The sequence below is a fragment of the Xanthomonas sp. WHRI 7065 genome, from assembly GCF_040203115.2.
GTDB lineage: Bacteria > Pseudomonadota > Gammaproteobacteria > Xanthomonadales > Xanthomonadaceae > Xanthomonas > Xanthomonas arboricola.
In genome coordinates, this window is record NZ_CP168194.1 from 1,765,087 (window position 1) to 1,785,098 (window position 20,012).

General features: G+C 66.0%; 18 protein-coding genes. 11 read left to right on the plus strand and 7 right to left on the minus strand.

Annotated features, from left to right (window positions below; genetic code table 11):
- Window positions 1-110 precede the first annotated feature (110 nt).
- Both ABQY64_RS07615 and ABQY64_RS07620 read right to left on the minus strand, forming a co-directional pair.
- Window positions 111-1,244, minus strand: coding sequence for a phospholipase A (locus tag ABQY64_RS07615; protein ID WP_016902704.1), 1,134 nt, complete (start codon window positions 1,242-1,244; stop codon window positions 111-113).
- Window positions 1,245-1,450: 206 nt separating this feature from the next.
- Entirely contained in the window at window positions 1,451-1,936 is a 486-nt protein-coding gene (locus tag ABQY64_RS07620) for a DUF456 domain-containing protein (RefSeq protein ID WP_016902705.1), read from the minus strand.
- 227 nt (window positions 1,937-2,163) lie between these two features.
- Between ABQY64_RS07620 and ABQY64_RS07625 the strand changes: the two genes are divergently transcribed.
- Entirely contained in the window at window positions 2,164-2,379 is a 216-nt protein-coding gene (locus ABQY64_RS07625; protein WP_003483561.1) for a cold-shock protein, read from the plus strand.
- A 222-nt stretch (window positions 2,380-2,601) separates the two neighbouring features.
- On the opposite strand, the gene ABQY64_RS07630 is transcribed toward ABQY64_RS07625, so the two are convergent.
- Window positions 2,602-3,084 carry a glycine zipper 2TM domain-containing protein gene (locus ABQY64_RS07630; RefSeq protein WP_016902706.1) on the minus strand — a complete coding sequence of 161 codons (483 nt, stop codon included), beginning with the start codon at window positions 3,082-3,084 and terminating at the stop codon, window positions 2,602-2,604.
- A 167-nt stretch (window positions 3,085-3,251) separates the two neighbouring features.
- A complete protein-coding gene (locus ABQY64_RS07635) occupies window positions 3,252-3,680 on the minus strand; it encodes a hypothetical protein (protein ID WP_349780627.1) in 429 nt (142 codons plus the stop codon).
- Window positions 3,681-3,755: 75 nt separating this feature from the next.
- Between ABQY64_RS07635 and ABQY64_RS07640 the strand changes: the two genes are divergently transcribed.
- Window positions 3,756-4,586: a ThiF family adenylyltransferase gene (locus ABQY64_RS07640; RefSeq protein WP_024938925.1), complete on the plus strand. Its 831-nt coding sequence runs from the start codon at window positions 3,756-3,758 to the stop codon at window positions 4,584-4,586.
- 40 nt (window positions 4,587-4,626) lie between these two features.
- On the opposite strand, the gene ABQY64_RS07645 is transcribed toward ABQY64_RS07640, so the two are convergent.
- Window positions 4,627-5,394, minus strand: a complete 768-nt coding sequence (locus tag ABQY64_RS07645; protein WP_349780628.1) for a TatD family hydrolase — start codon at window positions 5,392-5,394, stop codon at window positions 4,627-4,629.
- Window positions 5,394-5,609 carry a DUF6116 family protein gene (locus tag ABQY64_RS07650; RefSeq protein WP_016902710.1) on the minus strand — a complete coding sequence of 72 codons (216 nt, stop codon included), beginning with the start codon at window positions 5,607-5,609 and terminating at the stop codon, window positions 5,394-5,396. Before ABQY64_RS07650 ends, ABQY64_RS07645 begins: the two co-directional genes overlap by 1 nt.
- 145 nt (window positions 5,610-5,754) lie before the next feature.
- Between ABQY64_RS07650 and ABQY64_RS07655 the strand changes: the two genes are divergently transcribed.
- The 9 genes from ABQY64_RS07655 to ABQY64_RS07695 all read left to right on the plus strand — a co-directional run bounded on the left by ABQY64_RS07655 (window position 5,755) and on the right by ABQY64_RS07695 (window position 18,072).
- Window positions 5,755-6,546 carry a glycine zipper 2TM domain-containing protein gene (locus ABQY64_RS07655; RefSeq protein ID WP_006451921.1) on the plus strand — a complete coding sequence of 264 codons (792 nt, stop codon included), beginning with the start codon at window positions 5,755-5,757 and terminating at the stop codon, window positions 6,544-6,546.
- Window positions 6,547-6,705: 159 nt separating this feature from the next.
- Complete coding sequence (locus tag ABQY64_RS07660; protein WP_016902712.1) at window positions 6,706-7,881, plus strand: acyl-CoA dehydrogenase family protein; 1,176 nt, start codon at window positions 6,706-6,708, stop codon at window positions 7,879-7,881.
- A gap of 58 nt (window positions 7,882-7,939) precedes the next feature.
- Window positions 7,940-10,510: a DUF3857 domain-containing protein gene (locus ABQY64_RS07665; RefSeq protein WP_349780632.1), complete on the plus strand. Its 2,571-nt coding sequence runs from the start codon at window positions 7,940-7,942 to the stop codon at window positions 10,508-10,510.
- A 124-nt stretch (window positions 10,511-10,634) separates the two neighbouring features.
- Window positions 10,635-11,279: a glutathione S-transferase family protein gene (locus ABQY64_RS07670; RefSeq protein ID WP_181143244.1), complete on the plus strand. Its 645-nt coding sequence runs from the start codon at window positions 10,635-10,637 to the stop codon at window positions 11,277-11,279.
- Between the two features lie 31 nt (window positions 11,280-11,310).
- The gene (gene asnB / locus ABQY64_RS07675; RefSeq protein WP_349780629.1) at window positions 11,311-13,251 is read left to right on the plus strand and encodes an asparagine synthase (glutamine-hydrolyzing); all 1,941 of its coding nucleotides are present in this window, start codon (window positions 11,311-11,313) and stop codon (window positions 13,249-13,251) included.
- Between the two features lie 76 nt (window positions 13,252-13,327).
- A complete protein-coding gene (locus tag ABQY64_RS07680; RefSeq protein WP_024938931.1) occupies window positions 13,328-13,882 on the plus strand; it encodes an NADPH-dependent FMN reductase in 555 nt (184 codons plus the stop codon).
- Window positions 13,883-14,104: 222 nt separating this feature from the next.
- Window positions 14,105-15,535: a replicative DNA helicase gene (locus tag ABQY64_RS07685; protein ID WP_016902717.1), complete on the plus strand. Its 1,431-nt coding sequence runs from the start codon at window positions 14,105-14,107 to the stop codon at window positions 15,533-15,535.
- A gap of 102 nt (window positions 15,536-15,637) precedes the next feature.
- Window positions 15,638-17,056, plus strand: coding sequence for a deoxyribodipyrimidine photo-lyase (locus tag ABQY64_RS07690; RefSeq protein ID WP_349780630.1), 1,419 nt, complete (start codon window positions 15,638-15,640; stop codon window positions 17,054-17,056).
- A gap of 290 nt (window positions 17,057-17,346) precedes the next feature.
- A complete protein-coding gene (locus ABQY64_RS07695) occupies window positions 17,347-18,072 on the plus strand; it encodes an OmpA family protein (RefSeq protein ID WP_016902719.1) in 726 nt (241 codons plus the stop codon).
- 833 nt (window positions 18,073-18,905) lie between these two features.
- On the opposite strand, the gene ABQY64_RS07700 is transcribed toward ABQY64_RS07695, so the two are convergent.
- Entirely contained in the window at window positions 18,906-19,940 is a 1,035-nt protein-coding gene (locus tag ABQY64_RS07700) for a LysR family transcriptional regulator (RefSeq protein ID WP_016850355.1), read from the minus strand.
- Window positions 19,941-20,012 lie beyond the last annotated feature (72 nt).

Consider the following 20,012-nt stretch of genomic DNA (forward strand, 5'->3'; position numbering starts at 1 on the left):
TGCTACGTTTTGCCGCTCCAAGCTGCAAGTCCACAAGTAAAAAAGCCGGCATGCGCGCATGCCGGCTTTCAATATTTTTCGACCTTGCTCAACGCAGCGGTGCGTTGTGCTTAGAACCACTCCAGCAACGACACGCCCAGGCCGATGTAGGTGGCCTTGTGGTTGTAGTCGATCAGGCTTTCGCCGTAGCCGTCGAACACCTGCACGTGACCACGCAGCAGGTTGGTGATCGGGAAGCCGTAATCCAGCTGCACCGAGCCATGCGAGCGGTCGCCGCCGCGCAGCGAATGCCGCGCAATCAACGCCACTTCATGCCCGTCCTTGTTGTAGACCAGGGTGGCGTCGCCACGGCCCATGTAATCCTCGATATCGGGATTGTTGTCGTCGGCGCGGTCTTCCTTGATGCGGAACCACGGGCGCAGCGTCAGTGCCCAGTTCTCGCGATCCAGCCCGATGTTGAGGATGACCCGGTTCCAGGAGCGCGACAGTGGATCTTCGCGGCCGTTGGACATGTGGTTGATGCTGATGCCGCTCATGCGGCCCTTCCAGCCGAACAGGCTGTAGTTGTTGCGGAACACCAGCATCGCTTCCGGCTCGTAATTGGTTTCACGGAACGGGCGCGAGGCATCGGTGTTGTAGGCCTGCCAGCGCGAACTCTGGGTGTAGCCCATCCAGATGTCGCCGTTGTCGCCGAACAGATCCTCGACCACCTTGGTCTTGAAGCTGAGCTGGAATTTCAGTTCGGTGCTGTCCAGTTGCTGCGGGGTGGACACCGAGTTGGCCGGGTTCGGCGACTGCGGGGTGCGGTTGGAGTCGCTGGTCCAGAACGCCGGCAGCAGGTAGACCGGCTTGTAGCCGCGCAACTGGAAGGTGCCCAGCTTGGAGTCCTTGGCCAGCTCCCAACGGCGGTCCAGCAACGAACCGCGGCCGGCATTGGCGACCGCCTCGGCCTTGGGCTGATCCTGGCCATCGGCACGGAAGAAATCGCCGACGCGGCTGATGGCACGTTCGTCCTGCGGCTTGGACTCTTTCTGCTTGGCGATCTGCGCGGCGGCATCGGCCTCGGCGGTCAGCTGCGGGGTATAGCCCAGCGCCTGGTCGTAGCAGGCCAGCCGTGCCGCATCCGAGGTGACGGAAGTGCAGGCCTGCGGCGAGGCGGGGGTAGGGGCGATTTCCTGTGCGTGCGCCAGCGGCGCGGCCGCCAGGGCAATCAGCATCAAGGGACGGGTGCGGTGCTTGGACATGGGCAGTCTGGCCGATTAAAGGCGCCAGGCAGGCGCGTCAGATGCGAAGCTTAACGGTCGCGCCTGCATACGCGGTGTGTACACGGTGGCATAACATCCGGGCGGTACCTGCAATCGACAGCTGTCGGCGACCGTGTGGGCCGCTGGGTTGTCATCGTCCAGGCGATCAACCGACCCAATAAGCCTCGGTGAGCGCTGGAAATCCGCTAGAAAAACCAGGCGATGGCGAACACGCCCAGCATGCACAGGCCCAGTGCCAGCTTGGTCGCGGTGCCGAACACGATGCCCAGCCAGGTGCCGAAGCCGACCTTGGTGGCCTGGTCGGATTTGCGGGTCTGCCAGTACTCGCCGAGCCACGCGCCGGCGAACGGGCCGACGAACAAGCCGATCGGCATGAAGAAGATGCCGACGACCGAGCCGATCACCGAGCCCCACAGTGCCGCCTTGCTGGCACCGACCCGCTGGGCGCCATACACGGTGGCGAGGAAGTCGATCGCAAACGACAACGCCGTCATCAGACCCAGGATCACCAGCGCCACCCAGCCGACATGGGCAAAGCCATCGGCCCAGGCGGCCACCAGCAGTCCCGCGAACACCAGTGGCAGGCCTGGCAGCGCCGGCAGGACCACCCCGGCAAGGCCGATCAGGACCAGCACGCCAGCCAGGATGTAGTAGACGACGGTGGTATCCATGATGTTTAAAAATGTCCTGTTTCAGGCTTGACAAAAGTGCGCAAGGGCTGCTTGAAAATTCATTTGGCGCGGGTTAAGTTGCCAGCGCTGCTGTTTGCAACGGTCACCGTGAATCGTGGCCTGATGCGGTAGATCGTTCGATCCGCTACATCCTTGTACCTCGCTTCCTCCTTGCAATCACAGCCACCACCGTCAGTCCATCACAGTGTCGTAGGGAGTCAGTCGAGATGTCCAATATCGAACGCGAGAATGGTGTCGTGAAGTGGTTCAACGATGCCAAGGGTTTTGGCTTCATCAGTCGCGAAAACGGCGAGGACGTCTTCGTCCACTTCCGTGCGATCCAGATCCAGGGCTTCAAGAGCCTCAAGGAAGGCCAGAAGGTCAGCTTCACCGTCGTGCAGGGACAGAAGGGCCTGCAGGCCGATGCGGTGCAGGTGGTCTGAGCGCGGCGCAATACGGCCGGCCATCGTGCAGACAGCAGAAAGGCCCGTCGCCGGGCCTTTCTGTCATTCGCCAACACTGGCGAATCGAACGTAGCGAGCAGTCGTCAGGCGGGCACGAAGAAATCGAAGTACACGTGGATGCATGTCGATTCCGGGCGCCGACTGCGCCGGCCTGACGGTGAGCGCAGTGGTTTTCCTGGCCGCTACTGGTAAGCGCGCCGATCAGCGCAGCACGACCTTGCCGTTGACCACGCGCACATAGGCGTTTTCGCGCACGCCAGCCAGGTCGCGCTGGTTCACCACGATCACGCGGCCGTCGTCCATGCGCACCTGCACATCGAAGCTGTCGCTGGTGACGTTGTTCTGGATCGCATTGCCCGCCAGCGCGCCGGCGGCGGCACCGGCCACGGCCGAGACGTTCTTGTTGCCCTTGCTGCCACCGGTCTCCTTGGAGATCTGGCGACCGGCCACCGCGCCGACGATGCCGCCGAGCACAGCACCGGTGCCGGTAGGAGCGCTGCGGGTCGGGCCGACTTCATCGATGCGGGTCACGATGCCGCAATCCACGCAGCGTGCCTGCGGCTGCGAATAGCCCTGGTCGTAGCCGCGGTCGCCGCGGTAGCTGCCGTACTGGGGCTGGGAGGTGGCGCAGCCAACCAGCGTTGCGGTTGCAGCCAGGCCAATGACGAGCAGTCGGGTCTTCATGAGGTCTCTCCGGGGTGGTTCGAAAAAGCGGTCAGGGCCGCGGCGACGTCATCCTGTGTTGGTCAGGGTGAACGGTCTGCCAACTGGATCACTCCAGGCTTAACGAAACCCGAGCGTGTTGTTCACCACCGCTGCCTTGCGCGTCGATGCGGAGGTGCGATGGCGGGTCAGCGGAAGTCGCGATGACAGGCCTCGCAGGCGTCACTGATCTGTGGCCTGACTGCGGCAAGCGCGGCGCAATCGGCTGGAGGCGTGCGCTGTGCCTGGTCCAGGACGGTGCGCAGGGCGCTGGCATGCTCGCCGAAGCGGCGGTCCTCGCCGATGTCCGGAAAGGCCGGCTCCAGTTCGTCGGCAAGCAGGCGCAGCGATTGCAGTCGCGCTCGCTGGCGTGTGGAGTTGCAGCCACCATCGGTATCGGGTTGCAGGGCGCGCAGCTGGTAAGCCATCACCTGCATCAGGCTGTCCGGCACCGGGTTGCGCTTGGCCTGCAGCGCGCGCGCCACCATCACCGTGCACACCAGCCCGATCAGGATGCCCAGCACTAGCAGGAAGGCGTAGCGGGACGCGCGCGATTGTTCGGTGGGCGGGGCGGGCATGGACGGAACTCCGGTGGACGCGGGACATCAGCATGTCGATGGGCGCGCGCCAAGCGGCGCGCGTAAAATAGGCCGATGAAAGCACAATGGCGTGAACGCTTTGCCGGTATCGACCGGCTGTACGGAGTCGGCACGGTGGAGCGGCTGGCCGCCTGCCGCGTGGCGGTGGTGGGGATGGGCGGCGTGGGCTCGTGGGTGGTCGAGGCGCTGGCGCGTACCGGCGTCGGCCATATCCGCCTGATCGACGCCGACGACCTGTGCGTGTCCAACACCAACCGGCAGCTGCCGGCGCTGGCAGGGCAGTACGGACGCAACAAGGCGCGCGCGATGGCCGAACGCTGCGTGGCGATCAACCCGGAAATCGAAGCCGATGCGGTGGAGTCGTTCCTCACCGCCGGCAATATCGAACAGCTGCTCGGTGATGCGTTCGACCTGGTGATCGATGCCTGCGACAGCTTCCGGGTGAAGGTGGAAACCATCGCCTGGTGCCGCCGACGCAAGTTGCCCTTGCTGACAGTGGGCGCCGCTGGCGGGCGCACCGATCCCACCCTGGTGCGGGTACGCGATGTCTCGCGCACCGAACACGATGCAATGCTGGCGCTGATCCGCAAGAAGCTGCGCAGCGAGTTCAATTTCCCCAAGAATCCGCAGCGCTATTTCGGCGTGCCGGCGGTGTACTCGCTGGAGAACGTCAAATACCCGCAGGCCGATGGCAGCGTCTGCGGCATCCGTCCGCAGCTGGATGCCGACGCCACACTCAAACTGGATTGCGGAGCCGGGCTGGGCGCAGCCACGCATATCACCGGCACCTTTGCGTTTGTCGCGGTAGGCAAGGCGCTGGAGATGCTGCTCAAGCCGAAGGTGGCTGCTGCCAGACCTGTTGCCGAGGCTGCCTCGGCGGGGTGAGTGCGCGTGTTGCCGCTTCGTGCGGCAACGGGCAGTGCGCTCAGCCCGGCAACCCGAACAACCGCCGCGCGTTGGCGCTGGTCTGCGCGGCGATGTGCTCGGCCGCCTCGCCGCGTAGCTGCGCGATGCAGTCCAGCACCGTGCGCAGGTAGGCCGGCTCGTTGCGTTGGCCGCGGATGCTGGCGTCGGGCTGATCCGGCGCATCGGTTTCCAGCAGCAGCCAGTCCAGCGGCATCGTTGCAGCCAGGCCGCGCAGGCGATTGGCGCGCGGGTAGGTGACCGGGCCGCCCAGGCCGATCATGAAATCCAGCTTCCACAATTGCTGCGCCTGTTCGGGGCTGCCGGCAAAGCTGTGCACCACACCGCGTAGGCCGCCCACGGCCTTGATGCGGGCGATGACCTCTTCGGTGGCGCGCCGCGCATGCACGATCAGCGGCAGCTCGAAGCGCTTGGCCAGCTGCAGTTGTCCGTCGAAATAATCGCGCTGCGTCTGCGCGTCCAGCCCGTCCAGATAGAAGTCCAGCCCGCACTCGCCGATGGCGCAGGGCCGCTCGCGCTCGATCCACTCGGCCAGCAGCTGCAGGTGTTCGGGGCGGTGCTGATCGAGAAAGATCGGGTGCAGCCCGTAGGCGGGATGTAACCCGGGGGCCTGGGTGCAGACGGAGCGCAGCGCCGGCCAGCTGGCGGCGGTGATCGCCGGGATCACCTGCTGCACGACACCGGCCGCCTGCGCGCGCGCGATCACCGCGGCGCGGTCGTGGTCGAACTCGCCGGCATCCAGATGGCAGTGGCTATCGACCAGCTGCATCAATCGCGGCGCACCGGCGCGGGCAGCGGCGCCTTGCGGGTCTTCCAGTTGGCGAGGAGCAGCGTGGTCAGGCCGAACAGCAGTTCGTCCAGGAACGGGATCGGGTCCGGGAGCACCAGGTCGACCAGAAACAGCGCCGCCGCCAGCTTGAACAAGGTGGGGTAGCGCAGCTTGCTGGCCCACTCCAGGGCGCGCGAGGTGACGGGATTGCGCATGCGAATGCTCCGGCTGTTAGAAGCGCATGAAATAACCGCTAGCTGAACTTAACTGCGGCGTTCATGAGCGAGGGCGTTTTCGTTCAGGGTTCGCGTGCTGGAATCACGCCGTCAACAACGCGGCGTGTCCGCACGGAGCTGGATCATGAAGAGCAATACGACAACTATACTGGTCGCTGCTGGTGCGTTGCTGGTTGGAGGCGTGGCTACGGCCGCCTTCATGAACAATCGCCCGTCGTCCGGCGATTTCGTCGCCAACGGCGAGCCGGCACCGCGTGGTCTGGAATACGCCGACGTGGTCAAGGTCGCCCCGATCACCGAGCGCGAGCCGCAGTACGCGCAGGTCGTCAACAGCGCCGCCATCCGCGAAACCACCACCAGCTCCTCGCCGCGCGAAGTCTGCCGCGACGTGGTAGTGCAGGAACGTCTGCCCGAGCGCGATGGCAACGTCGGCGGCACCGTCGCCGGTGCGGTGATCGGCGGTCTGCTCGGTAACCAGGTCGGCGGCGGCAACGGTCGCAAGCTGGCCACGGTGGCCGGTGCGGTCGGTGGCGGCATGGTCGGTAACCGGGTCGACCGCAACCATGTCGGCGGCCGCGTGGTGGATCGCACCGAGCGCCAGTGCCATACCGAAAATGCCAATTCGCAGTCCTCGCGCGTGGTCGGCTATGACGTGACCTACCGCAACGCTGACGGCACCACCGGCACCATGCGCATGGACAGCAAGCCGGGCGAGCGCATCTCGCTGGGCGATGCCGACAACGTGGTGGCCTACGACGTGACCTACCGCTACGACGGTTTCGAGAAGACCGTGCGCATGAACGACAAGCCGGCCAGCGATCGCCTGCCGGTGGTCGACGGTCAGCTGGTGACCCAGACCGCTTCGACCGCCGGTGACAGGGGTGTTCGTGTGGATGCGGGCAGCACGCGTCAGTAAACCGCTGGCAGCGATCCTCACAGGATCGCTGGTTGGCAAGAAAAGAGCCGGCATTGCCGGCTCTTTTCGTTTTCGGGCGCTGGTGACGACGTCCGTGCGCTGAACAGGTCGCCGCCATGTTCGGCCGGCAACTGGCTGATAATCGCCACTTCTCCTGCAGTGGAAGCCGACATGCCGGTGCGCCCCGATGATCTATTCGATGTACGTGCGCTGCTGACCGACGAAGAGCGGGCAGTGCAGGATGCGGTCGCGCGCTTCACCGATACGCGGGTGCTGCCGGCGATCGGCGATGCCTTCGATGCAGGGCGCTTTCCGCGCGAATGGGTACCGGAACTGGCGGAGCTCGGCCTTCTGGGCGCCAGCCTGCCGGTCCGCGATGGCGGCGCGGGCCTGGGCGCGGTGGCGTACGGATTGATCTGCCAGGAACTGGAGCGCGGCGACAGCGGCCTGCGCAGCTTCGTCAGCGTGCAGTCCTCGCTGTGCATGTACCCGATCCATGCCTACGGCAGCGACGAGCAGCGCCAGCGCTGGTTACCGGAGATGGCCGCCGGCCGTCTGATCGGCTGTTTCGGGCTGAGCGAAGCACAGGGCGGCTCGGATCCTGCCGCGATGACCACGCGCGCGGTGCGGCAGGGCGACGGCTGGCGCTTGAACGGGGCCAAGATGTGGATCACCAACGGCAGCATTGCCGGCCTGGCGATCATCTGGGCGCATACCGATGACGGCGTGTGCGGCTTTCTGGTGGAGACCGGCAGCGCCGGCTTCAGTGCGCAGGACATCGCGCACAAGATGAGCCTGCGCGCATCGGTGACCTCGGGCTTGTTCCTGGACAATGTGTACGTGCCGGAGCAGATGCGCCTGCCGAACGCGGCCGGTCTGAAGGCGCCGCTGGGGTGCCTCAATCAGGCGCGCTACGGCATCGCCTGGGGCGCGATCGGCGCGGCGGTGGCCTGTCTGCGCGAGGCGCTGGCCTATAGCGGGCAACGCATCCTGTTCGGCCGGCCGCTGGCGGCCACGCAGAGCGCGCAGATCAAGCTGGCCGACATGGCGCGGCGGATTTCCACCGCGCAGCTGCTGGCGCTGCAGCTGGGGCGGCTGAAGCAGGCCGGCCAGCTGCGGCCGGAACAGATCTCGCTGGCAAAGTGGAATAATTGCCGCATGGCCCTGGACGTGGCGCGCGAGTGCCGCGATCTGCTGGGCGCGGCCGGCATCACCACCGAACATGTGGCGATCCGGCATGCGCTGAACCTGGAATCGGTGATCACCTACGAGGGTACCGAGACCGTGCATCAGTTGGTGGTCGGGCGTGCGCTGACGGGACTCAATGCGTTTTGACGAGGAGTGGGTGTTGATCGACAGGGATGGGAGGCGACGCCTGCGTGGCGTGTTCTGGATGCGCTGCGTGCTGGCGGTGGTTGCGAGCGTGATCGCACCGGCACAGGCCAGCGAGGCGCCGCGTATGGCGCCGCCACCGGCCTGGGTCATCGCCGATGCGGTGCCCGACAAGGTGCCCGGTGCCAGCGGGCTGCGCTATGAGCTGGTATCCGACCAGGTCGATCTGACCGGCGCGGCGCCGCAGGCGTATCGCCGCCTCAGTTACACCGTGCAGCGCGCGAAAAGTCTGGACGAAGCCGGACAGATCTCCATCGATTATCAGCCGCAGTACCAGCAGCTGGCGCTCAACAGCCTAGAGGTCTGGCGCAACGGCAAGCGCATCGACATGCGCAAGCAGGCGCACTATGCCCGGTTGCGCCGCGAAAGCGGACTGGAAGACGGTTTGATCGATGGCGCGCTGACGCTGTCGATCACCTTGCCGGACCTGCGCGTGGGCGACCGGGTCGACTACGGCGTGACCATCACCGGCAGCAATCCGGTATTCGGCAAGGGCTATTACGACGTGTTCGATGCGCGCTACGGCGTGCCGCTGGGCGAGCGCCGGGTGCGCGTGCGGCATCCGGCCGGCATGGGATTGCAGTGGCGGGTGACTGCGCCCGGTTTCAGCCGCAACGTCAGCCGCACCGGCGATGTGGCGACACTGGACATCGCCGCACGCGACCTGCCCGCCGTGCAGGAGGAAAAGGACAGCCCGGAGGATGTCGATCCGTATGGCCGGATCGAAGTCTCCACTGCCGGCAACTGGGCGGCAGTGGCGGCATGGGCCGCGCAGTTGTATCCGCACGCGTTCAAGGACGCGCGCGTTGCCGACGGGATGGTGCAGAACCTGCAGCTGCGCCGCGACGACCCGCAGGGCGCACTGCTGCGCGCAGTGGCCTTCGTGCAGGGCGAGATCCGCTACGTCGGCCTGGACATGGGCGAGAACTCGCACGCGCCGCATACGCCGGAAGTGACGCTGCGCAATCGCTACGGCGACTGCAAGGACAAGGCAACGCTGTTGATCGCCCTTCTGCAACTGGCCGGCATCCGCGCCGAGCCGGTGCTGGTGAGCAGCGACAAGGGCCACGGGCTGGATCTGCGCTTGCCCAGTCCCTACGCGTTCGACCACGTGGTGGTGCGCGCGCATCTGCCGCAGGGCGAAGTATGGGTGGATGCCACGCGCGACCGCGAAGAAGGCCCGCTGGCGCAACGCCGGCCGTTGCCGTTCGTGCGCGGCCTGCCGGTCGTGGGTGGGCAGCGCGATCTGGTGGCGGTGCCATCGCCGATGCCGACGCTGCCGCAGGTCGAGGTGGACGAGGAGATCGTGATCTCGCTGCGCAAGCCGCAGCGTGTGGCGACCTTCACCGTGGACACCACGTATCGCCAGGGACGTGGCGAGCGCGTGGCGACCAGCTTCGACGACAACGGTGCGCAGGCGGTCGGCGAGCACTATCTGGAATTCATGCAGCAGTACTACACCGCGCTGACGCAGGTCGGCGTGCCGACCATCGACGCGACCGATGTGTTGAACGTGCGCACGCACGAGGCCTACCGCCTGGAGTGGCCGACCGACGAGGGCGACGAGCTGGGCTTCCCGCTGTTCCAGCTCGGCGAATGGATGGACGCCCTGCCCACTGCGGCGCGCAAGAGCCCGCTGGCGCTGGGCGGCCCGCGGCTGGCGCGGCAGACCGTGCGGGTGCGGGTCGACCCGGCGGTGCGGGTGGAAGCCGATACGCAGGTGGTCGCCAACCCGTGGTTCCGGTTCTCGCGCACGGTCTCCACGCACGAAGGACGCATCGTCATCGTCGGCGAGTGGCAGCGCCTGTCCGACCGCATTCCCGCCAGCGGCGTGAAGCGTGCCGCCGCCGACATGGAGCGTGCCCGCGACCTGCTGTACTTCAATCACGACCTCAAGCCGCACCCGCACAGACAGCCGCTGGAGATGCACGTCTTCGTCTATCCGCTGGCCGCGCTGCTGGCGCTGATCGTGCTGGTGCTGGCATGCCTGGCCTGGTGGCGCGGCGGTGGCTTGGGCGGGATGCTGTTCGATCCGCACACCGTTGCGCAGCGCCTGCACACGCAGGCCGGCGCGCGCCGGAGCGCGTGGTGCGTGTTCGGCCTGATCCTGGTGTTCTCGAGCTGGATATGGGTGTCTCCGCAGCCACTGTGGGTGCACGCCATCGCCGTGGCGATCATGCTGGCCATCGCGCTGGTGGGCTGCGTGCTGTTGCAGTGGATGCTGCGCTGGATGGGCGGCACTGCGGAGTTTGCGGTGTTGCTGCCGGCGCTGCTGGGCAGTGCCTTGCCATGGCTGGTCTGCCTGCTGGCGGCGCTGGCCGCGCTCGGTGGCGATATCGTCCTGTTCCGGACCGCTGTGCACGATCCGGCCGGGCTGGCGCAGGTGGCCATGGCGGTGCTGATGCTGCTGCTGGGCGGGCTATGGTGGTCGATCGCTGCGGTCCAGGCGGTTGCCGGTGCGACCGGCTGCGCACGCGCGCGGGCCTTTGGTGCGCTGGCATTGACGGTGTCGGTGCTGGTCATGCTGGTCGCCGTGCTGGGTGTGCCGGTGGCGTTGGTGGTGATGCGCTGAGCCGCGCCGCCGGCAGCGCAGGCAACCGCGGCCACGCCTTGCAGCAGAATCGGTGCAGGGCTTTGCAAAGACCCCCGGGGCTGTGACACTGCCAGCCCCTCGTTGCTGCCGCGGAGCCAGCTTGATGTCGACCGTGCGTCCCCCGTTGACCGTCCATGGCATGTCCAGTTCCGGCAACTGCTACAAGGTGCGCCTGCTGCTGGAGCAATTGGGCAGCCGCTATCACTGGGTCGAGGTCGACAGCGCCGCAGGTGAAACCCGCACGCCCGCGTATCTGGCCAAGAATCCCAACGGCAAGGTGCCGATGGTGGAGCGCGACGACGGCCGCGTGCTGACCGAATCCAACGCGATCCTGTTCTGGCTGGCCGAAGGCACCCCGTATCTGCCCACCGACGCGTGGCAGCGCGCGCAGGCCTTGAGCTGGATGTTCTTCGAGCAATACAGCCATGAGCCGTATGTCGCGGTAGCGCGGTTCATCAGCCGGTGGACGCCGCGCGATGCCGCGCGCCGCGCCGAACTGCCGCAGCTGCGCGCCCGCGGCGAGCAGGCGCTGGCCGTGATGGAACAGCATCTGCAGCAGCACCGCTGGTTCACCGGCAGCGACTACGGCATCGCCGATATCGCGCTGTTTGCCTACACCCATTGCGCCGAGGACGGCGGCTTCGATCTGGAGCGCTGGCCGGCGATCGGTGCCTGGCTGCAGCGCGTGCAGGCAGTACCCGGTTTTATTGCAATGCCGGCGCCTGCGCCCGGCACGGTGACGGCATGAGCGGCATGTGCTGCCGGCGGGAGCACTGACGATGTGCGGATTGGCTGGACTGCTGCTGGCCTCGCCACGCATGCATGGCGAACAACTTGATGCCCTGGTGCGGCCGATGGGCGCCGCCTTGCGTCATCGCGGCCCCGACGATGCCGGCACCTGGTGCGATGCGCAGGCCGGCGTGGCGCTGGCGCATCAACGCTTGAGCATCCTGGATCTGTCGCCGCTGGGCCATCAGCCGATGCGCTCGGCCGATGGCCGTTATGTGCTGGCCTACAACGGCGAGATCTACAACTTCGCGCAGCTGCGCGCAGCGCTGTCCGCACTCGGGCACCGCTTCCGCGGTCATTCCGATACGGAAGTGCTGTTGGCGGCGGTGGTGGAGTGGGGGCTGGACGACACCCTGAGCCGCTGCAACGGCATGTTCGCGCTGGCGTTGTGGGACGAGCGCGACAACTGCCTGTATCTGGCCCGCGACCGCGTCGGCAAGAAGCCGCTGTACTACGGCTGGGCCGGCGACACCCTGGTGTTCGGCTCCGAACTCAAGGCGCTGTGGCAGCACCCGGACTTCGATAACGGGGTCGATCGCAATGCGCTGACCTTGCTGCTGCGGCTGGGCTACATCCCGGCGCCGGCCTGCATCCACGAGCGCACCTTCAAGTTGATGCCCGGGCGGGTGCTGCGGCTGGATGCACAGATGGTGGCGGCCGGCGCGGTGGCGCATCGGCCGGACCAGGCGCAGCAGCCGTTCTGGAACGCGCGCGAGGCGATGCAGCGCGCGCTGGCGGCGCCGTTCACCGGCAGCGATGCACAGGCCGAGGAACAGCTCGATGCCGTGCTGCGCGATGCGGTGGCGCTGCGCATGGTGGCCGACGTGCCGGTGGGCGTGTTCCTGTCCGGCGGCACCGATTCGTCGATCGTCACCGCGATGATGCAGGCGCAGAGCGCCCAGCCGGTGCATACCTTCAGCATCGGCTTCGAAGGTTCGCATCACGACGAAGCGCCGCTGGCGCGCGAAGTGGCTACGCATCTGCACACCGACCACACCGAGCTGTATGTCAGCGGCGCCGACGCGCTGGCGGTGGTGCCGACCCTGCCGGACATGTTCGACGAGCCCTTCGCCGATGCCTCGCAGGTGCCGACCGCGCTGGTCGCACGGCTGGCGCGCGGCGGGGTGACGGTGGCGCTGTCCGGCGATGGCGGCGACGAACTGTTCTTCGGCTACGGCCGGTACCAGCGTGCGCTGCGCAACTGGCGCATGCACGGGCTGGTGCCGGGGCCGCTGCGGCGGTTGATGGTGCTGGCGGCACGCCGCAATGGCGAGTCCTCGCGCACCGGCGGCCTGGCCGCGCTGGTGGCCGAGGCCGGCGCACGCGGCATCGGCGACATCTACCGTAACCGCATCTCGCGCTGGCGCGATCCGGCCGCGGTGGTGCTGGGCGCCACCGAGCCCGACAGTTTCTACAGCCTGGCCGACCCGCTGCACGGTTCCGGCACGCCGGCCGACGCGATGATGCTGGCCGACTTTGCCGCCTATCTGCCCGACGATCTGCTGTGCAAGGTGGACCGCACCACCATGGCGGTGGGGCTGGAAGCGCGCGCGCCGCTGCTGGACTGGCGGGTGGCCGAGTTCGCCTGGTCGCTGCCGCTGTCGCTGAAGTACCGCGACGGGGTCAGCAAATATCTGCTCAAGCGCGTGCTGTGCCGCTATCTGCCCGACCCGATGGTCTACCGCGGCAAGCGCGGCTTCGGCGCGCCGGTCAGTGCCTGGTTGCGTGGCGACCTGCACGGCTGGGCCGACGATCTGCTGGCGCACGCCACGCTGGAGCGCGACGGCGTGTTCGCCGCCGACACCGTGGCCGGGCTGTGGCGGGACTTCAACGGCGGCGAGCGCAAATGGCATACGCACCTGTGGACGGTGCTGATGTTCCAGGCCTGGCAGGTGCATTGGCGCGCCCAACGCGCCGCGATCGGCCGCTGAGGCAGCCGCGCTTCACCGGGTATGAGCGCCAGGCTGACTAGAGTCGGGCGCTGATTCCCCCAATGGAGCGTTCCCCATGAGCAAGATCACCATCGCCGTGCTGGTCGGCAGCCTGCGTGCCGCGTCCTACAACCGCCAACTGGCGCGCGCGCTGGAGCATCTGGCCGGCGACAAGGCCGTGTTCGAGTACGTGGAGATCGGCGACATCCCGCTGTACAACCAGGACCACGATGGCGATTACCCGGCAGAGGGCACGCGGCTGAAGCAACAGATCCGCTCGGCCGACGCGGTGCTGTTCGTGACCCCGGAGTACAACCGCTCGATTCCCGGCGTGCTCAAGAACGCCCTCGATACCGGCTCGCGCCCCTATGGCGACAGCGCGTTTGCGGGCAAGCCGGCCGCCGTGGTCGGCATCTCGGTCGGGGCGATCGGCACCGCCACCGCGCAGCAGCACCTGCGCAATGTGCTGTCGTATCTGGACATGCGGGTACTCGGCCAACCGGAAGTCTTCCTGCAGTACAAGGACGGCCTGTTCGGTGCCGACGACCAGGTCGCCAATGCCGACAGCCGCAAGTTCCTGCAGGGCTTCGTCGACGCCTTCCTGGGCCTGGTCGAACAGTCCAAGCGCTGAGTTGACCACAGCGGCGTTGGGCCTGGAGACAGCTGTCAACCGGCACCGGTGACCCAGCGCAAACCCAGGTGCAGCAAGCGTCTCGGTGGTTGCGACAGCCGCCGCGTAGAACGGTGATGCACCGGCTGTCCACCAGTTATCCACAGAGTTGTGCATGGTCGTCGGCGCCGCCGATGACTATGCTTCCTGCCCTCGTCTCCCTTGTGTCAGGTCTGTTTGTCCATGGCTGCTCGTCCTGGTTTCCGTTCCAAGCGCAATCGCGATCGCGACGATGACGATTACGATCGTCCCGAGCCGCGGCTTGACCAGTTGCGGGTACCGCCGCATTCGGTCGAGGCCGAGCAGGCCGTGCTCGGCGGGTTGATGCTGGCGCCGGATGCGTTCGATCGGGTCAACGACCAACTGACCGACAACGATTTCTACCGCCGCGATCACCGGCTGATCTACCGCGCGATTCGCGAACTGAACGAAAAGGACCGTCCCTTCGATGCGGTGACCCTGGGCGAGTGGTTCGAGTCGCAGGGCAAGCTGGAGCAGGTCGGCGATGGCGCGTACCTGATCGAGCTGGCCAGCACCACGCCTTCGGCGGCCAACATCGCCGCATACGCGGAGATCGTGCGCGACAAGGCGGTGTTGCGACAGCTGATCGAGGTCGGCACCACCATCGTCAACGACGGCTTCCAGCCGGAGGGCCGCGAAAGCGTGGAGTTGCTGTCGTCGGCGGAAAAGGCGGTGTTCAAGATCGCCGAGGCCGGCGCGCGCGGGCGTACCGACTTCGTGGCGATGCCGGGCGCGTTGAAGGACGCCTTCGAGGAATTGCGCAGCCGTTTCGAAAACGGCGGCAACATCACCGGCCTGCCGACCGGCTACAACGATTTCGACGCGATGACCTCCGGCCTGCAGCCGACCGACCTGATCATCCTGGCCGCGCGTCCGGCGATGGGCAAGACCACATTTGCGCTGAATATCGCCGAATACGCCGCGATCAAATCCAAGAAGGGCGTGGCGGTATTCTCGATGGAAATGTCGGCATCGCAGCTGGCGATGCGCCTGATCTCGTCCAATGGCCGCATCAATGCGCAACGCTTGCGTACCGGCGCGTTGGAAGACGAGGACTGGGCGCGTGTGACCGGCGCGATCAAGATGCTGAAGGAAACCAAAATCTTCATCGACGACACGCCGGGCGTGTCGCCGGAAGTGCTGCGCTCCAAGTGCCGCCGACTCAAGCGCGAGCACGACCTGGGCCTGATCGTCATCGACTACCTGCAGCTGATGTCGGTGCCGGGCAACAGCGAAAACCGCGCGACCGAAATCTCGGAAATCTCGCGTTCGCTCAAGGGCCTGGCCAAGGAGCTCAACGTGCCGGTAATTGCGTTGTCGCAGCTCAACCGCTCACTGGAAACACGGACCGACAAGCGCCCGGTGATGGCCGACTTGCGCGAATCCGGCGCGATCGAGCAGGACGCGGACATGATCGTGTTCATCTATCGCGACGATTATTACAACAAGGAAAATTCGCCGGACAAGGGCCTGGCCGAGATCATCATCGGCAAGCACCGCGGTGGACCGACCGGGTCGTGCAAGCTCAAGTTCTTCGGCGAATACACCCGGTTCGACAATCTGGCCCACGATTCGGTGGGCAGTTTCGAATAAACCTCCTGCGTGATGCCGGGCGGCAATCCGTCGCTGCGGCATCGCGCCATCCTTGCATCTGCTGGCTTATGCTGCGCGCCTCATCGCCGCTGCCGAGCTTGTATGTCCTACGCCATCGTCTGGTTCCGTCGCGATCTGCGCCTGCAGGACAACCCGGCCTTGCAGGCTGCGCTGGATGCGGGGCATCAGCCGATTCCGCTGTATATCGATGCGCCGCACGAAGAGGGCGAGTGGACGCCAGGCGCCGCCTCGCGGAGCTGGCGGCATCGCTCGCTCGCGGCGCTGGATGCGGCCCTGCGCGAACTGGGCAGCGGCCTGGTGATTCGCGCCGGTGACAGTGCGCAGGTACTGGATGAGGTGATCGCGCAGACCAAGGCGGTGGCGGTGTACTGGAACCGCAAATACGAGCCGGCCACGCAGCCGCGCGATGCGCAGATCAAGCGCAGCCTGCGCGAGCGCGGGATCGAAGTGCAGAGCTGCAACTCCGCACTGATGTTCGAACCGTGGCAGTTGACGACGCAGCAGGGCGGCCCGTACAAGGTGTTCACCCCGTTCTGGCGCAATGCGCTCACTCAGCTGCAATTGCCGGCTGCGGTGCCGGCACCGCGCAGCCTGCCGCCGCTGCCTGCGCAATTGAAGAGCGCTGCGCTGGACACGCTGGGGCTGCTGCCGGCGCTGGACTGGGACCGAGGCTTCTGGGAGCACTGGCAGCCCGGCGAGGCCGGCGCGCACGAGATGCTGGAAATCTTCATCGATGGCGCGCTGTCCGGGTATCGCGAAAACCGCGACCGGCCCGACCGGGTCGGCAGCTCACAGTTGTCGCCGCATCTGCACTTTGGCGAGATCGCGCCGTGGCGGATTGCCAGCACGCTGGAAGCCAATCGCAACGCACGCAACGGTGCCGAGATCGACGGCTATATCCGCCAACTGGGCTGGCGCGATTTTGCGTATCACCTGCTGCACCATTTTCCCGACACCACCAACCAGAATCTCAACCCGCGTTTCGAAGGCTTTGACTGGGCCAAGGTAGACCCGGTCGCACTGCAGGCCTGGCAGCGGGGCCGCACCGGCATTCCGATCGTCGATGCCGGCATGCGCCAGCTCTGGCACACCGGCTGGATGCACAACCGCGTGCGCATGATCGTGGCGAGCCTGTTGTGCAAGCATCTGCGCGTGCACTGGATCGAAGGCGCGCGCTGGTTCTGGGACACGCTGGTGGATGCGGACCTGGCCAACAACACGCTGGGTTGGCAATGGGTGGCCGGTACCGGCGCCGATGCGGCGCCGTATTTCCGTGTGTTCAATCCGGTCACGCAGGCGGAGAAGTTCGATCCGCAGGCCGCCTACATCACGCGCTGGGTACCTGAGCTCGGCAAGCTTGCGGTGAAGGAGCGCTTCGCACCGTGGCTGCATCCATTGTCGCTGGCGCGTCTGGCACCGGAGTATCCGCGCACGCCGATCATCGGCCTGGCCGAAGGCCGCGACGCGGCGCTGGCGGCGTATGCGAAGACGCGCGGCTAAGCGCGCGGCAGGGCGAGCAACCTCCTGATTGCGTGGTCAGCTGATGCTTGCTTCTGCGTGTTTGCTTTTGCAAGGCTGAAGCGTTGCGTGCGTGCGCTGCGACGCTTGTTTCGTACATCATCGAATGCGTGACGCCGATACGTGGTGCTGTCCACGCAGAAAACGTTTTCCTGAATGCAGCACTAGCTGCGCGCGATTGAAGGTCGGTTTCATCATGCGCCAGTCGCGTTGGCCTGTTTATCCTCGCCGACACGATTGAGTGCCGGATGGTCCGGCCACAGGAGAACACCATGTCCCCAGCAGCCACCAAGAGCCTTGCCGTTGCCCTGGCCAGCGCCATTGCGTTGTCCGCCTGCGCCACCGGCGGCTCGTATGTGCAGCGCGACCAATATGGCGAGCAGACCCAACAGCAGAACCGAACTGGCCGCAATGCGCTGATCGGCACCGCGATCGGCGTGGCCGCTGGTCTGCTGACCGGCGACAGCGCCACCGAGCGTCGTCAGCATGCGATGGTCGGCGCCGGCATCGGCGCGCTCAGCGGCGCGGCGGTTGGCCAGTACCAGGATCGCCAGGAGCGCGCACTGCGCGAGCGCACTGCCAACACCGGGATCGAAGTGCAGCGCCAGGGCGACAACATCACCCTGAACCTGCCCGACGGCATCACCTTCGACTTCGGCAAGTCTGCATTGAAGCCGCAGTTCTACAGCGCGCTCAATGGCGTGGCGTCCACACTGCGCGAGTACAACCAGACCATGGTGGAAGTGGTTGGTCACACCGACAGCGTCGGCAGCGATGCGGTCAACCAGCGTCTGTCCGAAGAACGCGCCGGCGCGGTCGCGCAGTATCTGACTGCACAAGGCGTGCAGCGTGAGCGCATGGAAACCATGGGCGCCGGCAAGCGTTACCCGATCGCCGACAACAGCACCGATGCCGGCCGCGCACAGAACCGCCGCGTCGAAATCCGCCTGATCCCGCTGCGCTCCGAGGGTGCCGGCAACAACACGGGCATGCGTTGAGTCTGCTGCACTGAAGCGTGGCGAGTCGACTGACGAGCCGCGATGAGTAAGCAAGACAGGCCGCGAAAGCGGCCTGTTTTTTTTGCGCTGCGAAATTTTGATCAAGCGCGCGTCGGGTGCAAAGCTGCCGATCTGCGGGTTTTTTGCAGGGCCCTTGCCCGCCCACCATCGCAGGACACGCCGCAAGTACGTCCCTGTAGGCTCTTACGCGGCATCCATGCCGCGTAAGGTCCCGCGACGGTGGGCGGGCAAGGACCATCGAAGATGGTCGGTGTGCGTGGTTGCAAGCAAGGCATGCCGTAGGTTGCTCGGAGCACTAAGTGTTCGATCAACCTCTCACCATTTTCCCGTTGCAAGCCGAGTAACAATCCTTAAAAAAGCAGCCGACCAACTTTCTGGCGGGGTGTCCTTGCCGGTTGCGGGACCCTCGGCGGCATGGATGCCGCCGAGGAGCCTCCACGGACGGATTCACGGCGTGTCCCGCAAGCGGTGAGGGCACCGCGCACTCGACCGACTGGTCTTTTGACTTGCAGCTGGACGTTATCGCTAGGCGTTGACCAACGCAGTTTCGGATCTCCAGACCACGCTAAAGCTCGCGCGTTCGGTCGCTTCAAGATTGCATCGGTCGACAGCGGTATGGTGACTTCGCCACGACCAAAAGTGCCGGCGCTGGATGGCCTCGACACTGCTGCAGAAATTCGGGATTCGGGATTCGAGATTTGTAGCAGCCAGGAAGTTCTCGCTTGTACGGGCAAGGCCTCCTCATCCGCCATTCGGACACCTTCTCCCGAGGGGGAGAAGGGTGCTCCGTTAGGCGACTATTCGAGTGCGGACTACGCCGTGACGTTTTCCAGGATGCGCTTGCCTTCGGCACGCAGTTCCGCCTCTGCGCCGACCTCGATCTTTGCATCGTTGTCGGCCTTTTGCGCAGCCAGACGCGCAGGGCACTGCGCCATCATGTAGTCCGCATCGAAGTTCATCCGCGTCACCAGGAAGTCCACGAAGGCGCGCACTTTCGGCGAAACCAGGCGGCCGCCGGCGAACACCGCGTTGAAGTCCACCTCCGGCCCGGTCCAACCCGCGAGCACCCGGCGCACCAGACCCGATTGCACGAACGGCTTGGCCATCACATCGCCGGTCAACAGCAAGCCTTCGCCGCATAACACCGCGCCATTGAGCGCAGCCGGATCGTTGGCCACCATCAACGGATTGACCGGGAAATCGCGTACATCGCTGCCGTCGCTGAGCGACCAGAAAAAGCGGTTGTTGTGCACGTTGCGGTTCTTGCGCAGCGCCAGCGTGCGATGGAACTGCAGCTCGTCCGGATGCAGCGGCTCGCCGTAGCGCTCGATGTAGGACGGGCTGGCGAAGACCTGCGTGCGCAGGCTGCCGAGCTTGCGCGCGACCAGATTGGAGTCGGGCAGCGCGCCGACGCGCAATGCCAGATCGGCTTCGCCGCCGATCAGGTCCAGCTTCTCGTTGCCCAGATGCATGTCCAGCTGGATTTCCGGGTACTGCGCATGGAATTCGCCCAGCAACGGCGCGATCCAGGTGATGCCCAGCGAGTAGGGCACGGTGAAGCGCAGCCAGCCGCGCGGACCGGACTGCAACTGCCCGACGGCGCTCTCGGCCTCTTCCAGTTCGCGTGCGATGCGTTGGCAATGTTCGTGATAGACCGAGCCGGCTTCGGTGAGGCCGATGCGGCGCGTGGTCCGGTGCAGCAGGCGGGCACCCAGGCGGGTTTCCAGTTCCTGCACCTTGCGGCTGACGGTGGTCTTGGGCAGACCAAGCGCGTTGGCGGCGGCGATGAAGCTGCCTTGTTCGACCACCTTGACGAAGATCAGGGTGTCGTTGAGATCGTGAGTCATGGGACTGCCTTCCGGGGGTCAGGAGGGATTAGACCGCTTACGGGACGATTATTCCCCTAAATCCGGACTAAT

Coding starts and splice junctions, on each gene's coding strand:
- ABQY64_RS07615 (WP_016902704.1), bottom strand. CDS start 1,244: ATGTCCAAGCACCGCACCCGTCCCTTGATGCTGATTGCCCTGGCGGCC.
- ABQY64_RS07620 (WP_016902705.1), bottom strand. CDS start 1,936: ATGGATACCACCGTCGTCTACTACATCCTGGCTGGCGTGCTGGTCCTG.
- ABQY64_RS07625 (WP_003483561.1), top strand. CDS start 2,164: ATGTCCAATATCGAACGCGAGAATGGTGTCGTGAAGTGGTTCAACGAT.
- ABQY64_RS07630 (WP_016902706.1), bottom strand. CDS start 3,084: ATGAAGACCCGACTGCTCGTCATTGGCCTGGCTGCAACCGCAACGCTG.
- ABQY64_RS07635 (WP_349780627.1), bottom strand. CDS start 3,680: ATGCCCGCCCCGCCCACCGAACAATCGCGCGCGTCCCGCTACGCCTTC.
- ABQY64_RS07640 (WP_024938925.1), top strand. CDS start 3,756: ATGAAAGCACAATGGCGTGAACGCTTTGCCGGTATCGACCGGCTGTAC.
- ABQY64_RS07645 (WP_349780628.1), bottom strand. CDS start 5,394: ATGCAGCTGGTCGATAGCCACTGCCATCTGGATGCCGGCGAGTTCGAC.
- ABQY64_RS07650 (WP_016902710.1), bottom strand. CDS start 5,609: ATGCGCAATCCCGTCACCTCGCGCGCCCTGGAGTGGGCCAGCAAGCTG.
- ABQY64_RS07655 (WP_006451921.1), top strand. CDS start 5,755: ATGAAGAGCAATACGACAACTATACTGGTCGCTGCTGGTGCGTTGCTG.
- ABQY64_RS07665 (WP_349780632.1), top strand. CDS start 7,940: ATGCGCTGCGTGCTGGCGGTGGTTGCGAGCGTGATCGCACCGGCACAG.
- ABQY64_RS07670 (WP_181143244.1), top strand. CDS start 10,635: ATGTCGACCGTGCGTCCCCCGTTGACCGTCCATGGCATGTCCAGTTCC.
- asnB (WP_349780629.1), top strand. CDS start 11,311: ATGTGCGGATTGGCTGGACTGCTGCTGGCCTCGCCACGCATGCATGGC.
- ABQY64_RS07680 (WP_024938931.1), top strand. CDS start 13,328: ATGAGCAAGATCACCATCGCCGTGCTGGTCGGCAGCCTGCGTGCCGCG.
- ABQY64_RS07685 (WP_016902717.1), top strand. CDS start 14,105: ATGGCTGCTCGTCCTGGTTTCCGTTCCAAGCGCAATCGCGATCGCGAC.
- ABQY64_RS07690 (WP_349780630.1), top strand. CDS start 15,638: ATGTCCTACGCCATCGTCTGGTTCCGTCGCGATCTGCGCCTGCAGGAC.
- ABQY64_RS07695 (WP_016902719.1), top strand. CDS start 17,347: ATGTCCCCAGCAGCCACCAAGAGCCTTGCCGTTGCCCTGGCCAGCGCC.
- ABQY64_RS07700 (WP_016850355.1), bottom strand. CDS start 19,940: ATGACTCACGATCTCAACGACACCCTGATCTTCGTCAAGGTGGTCGAA.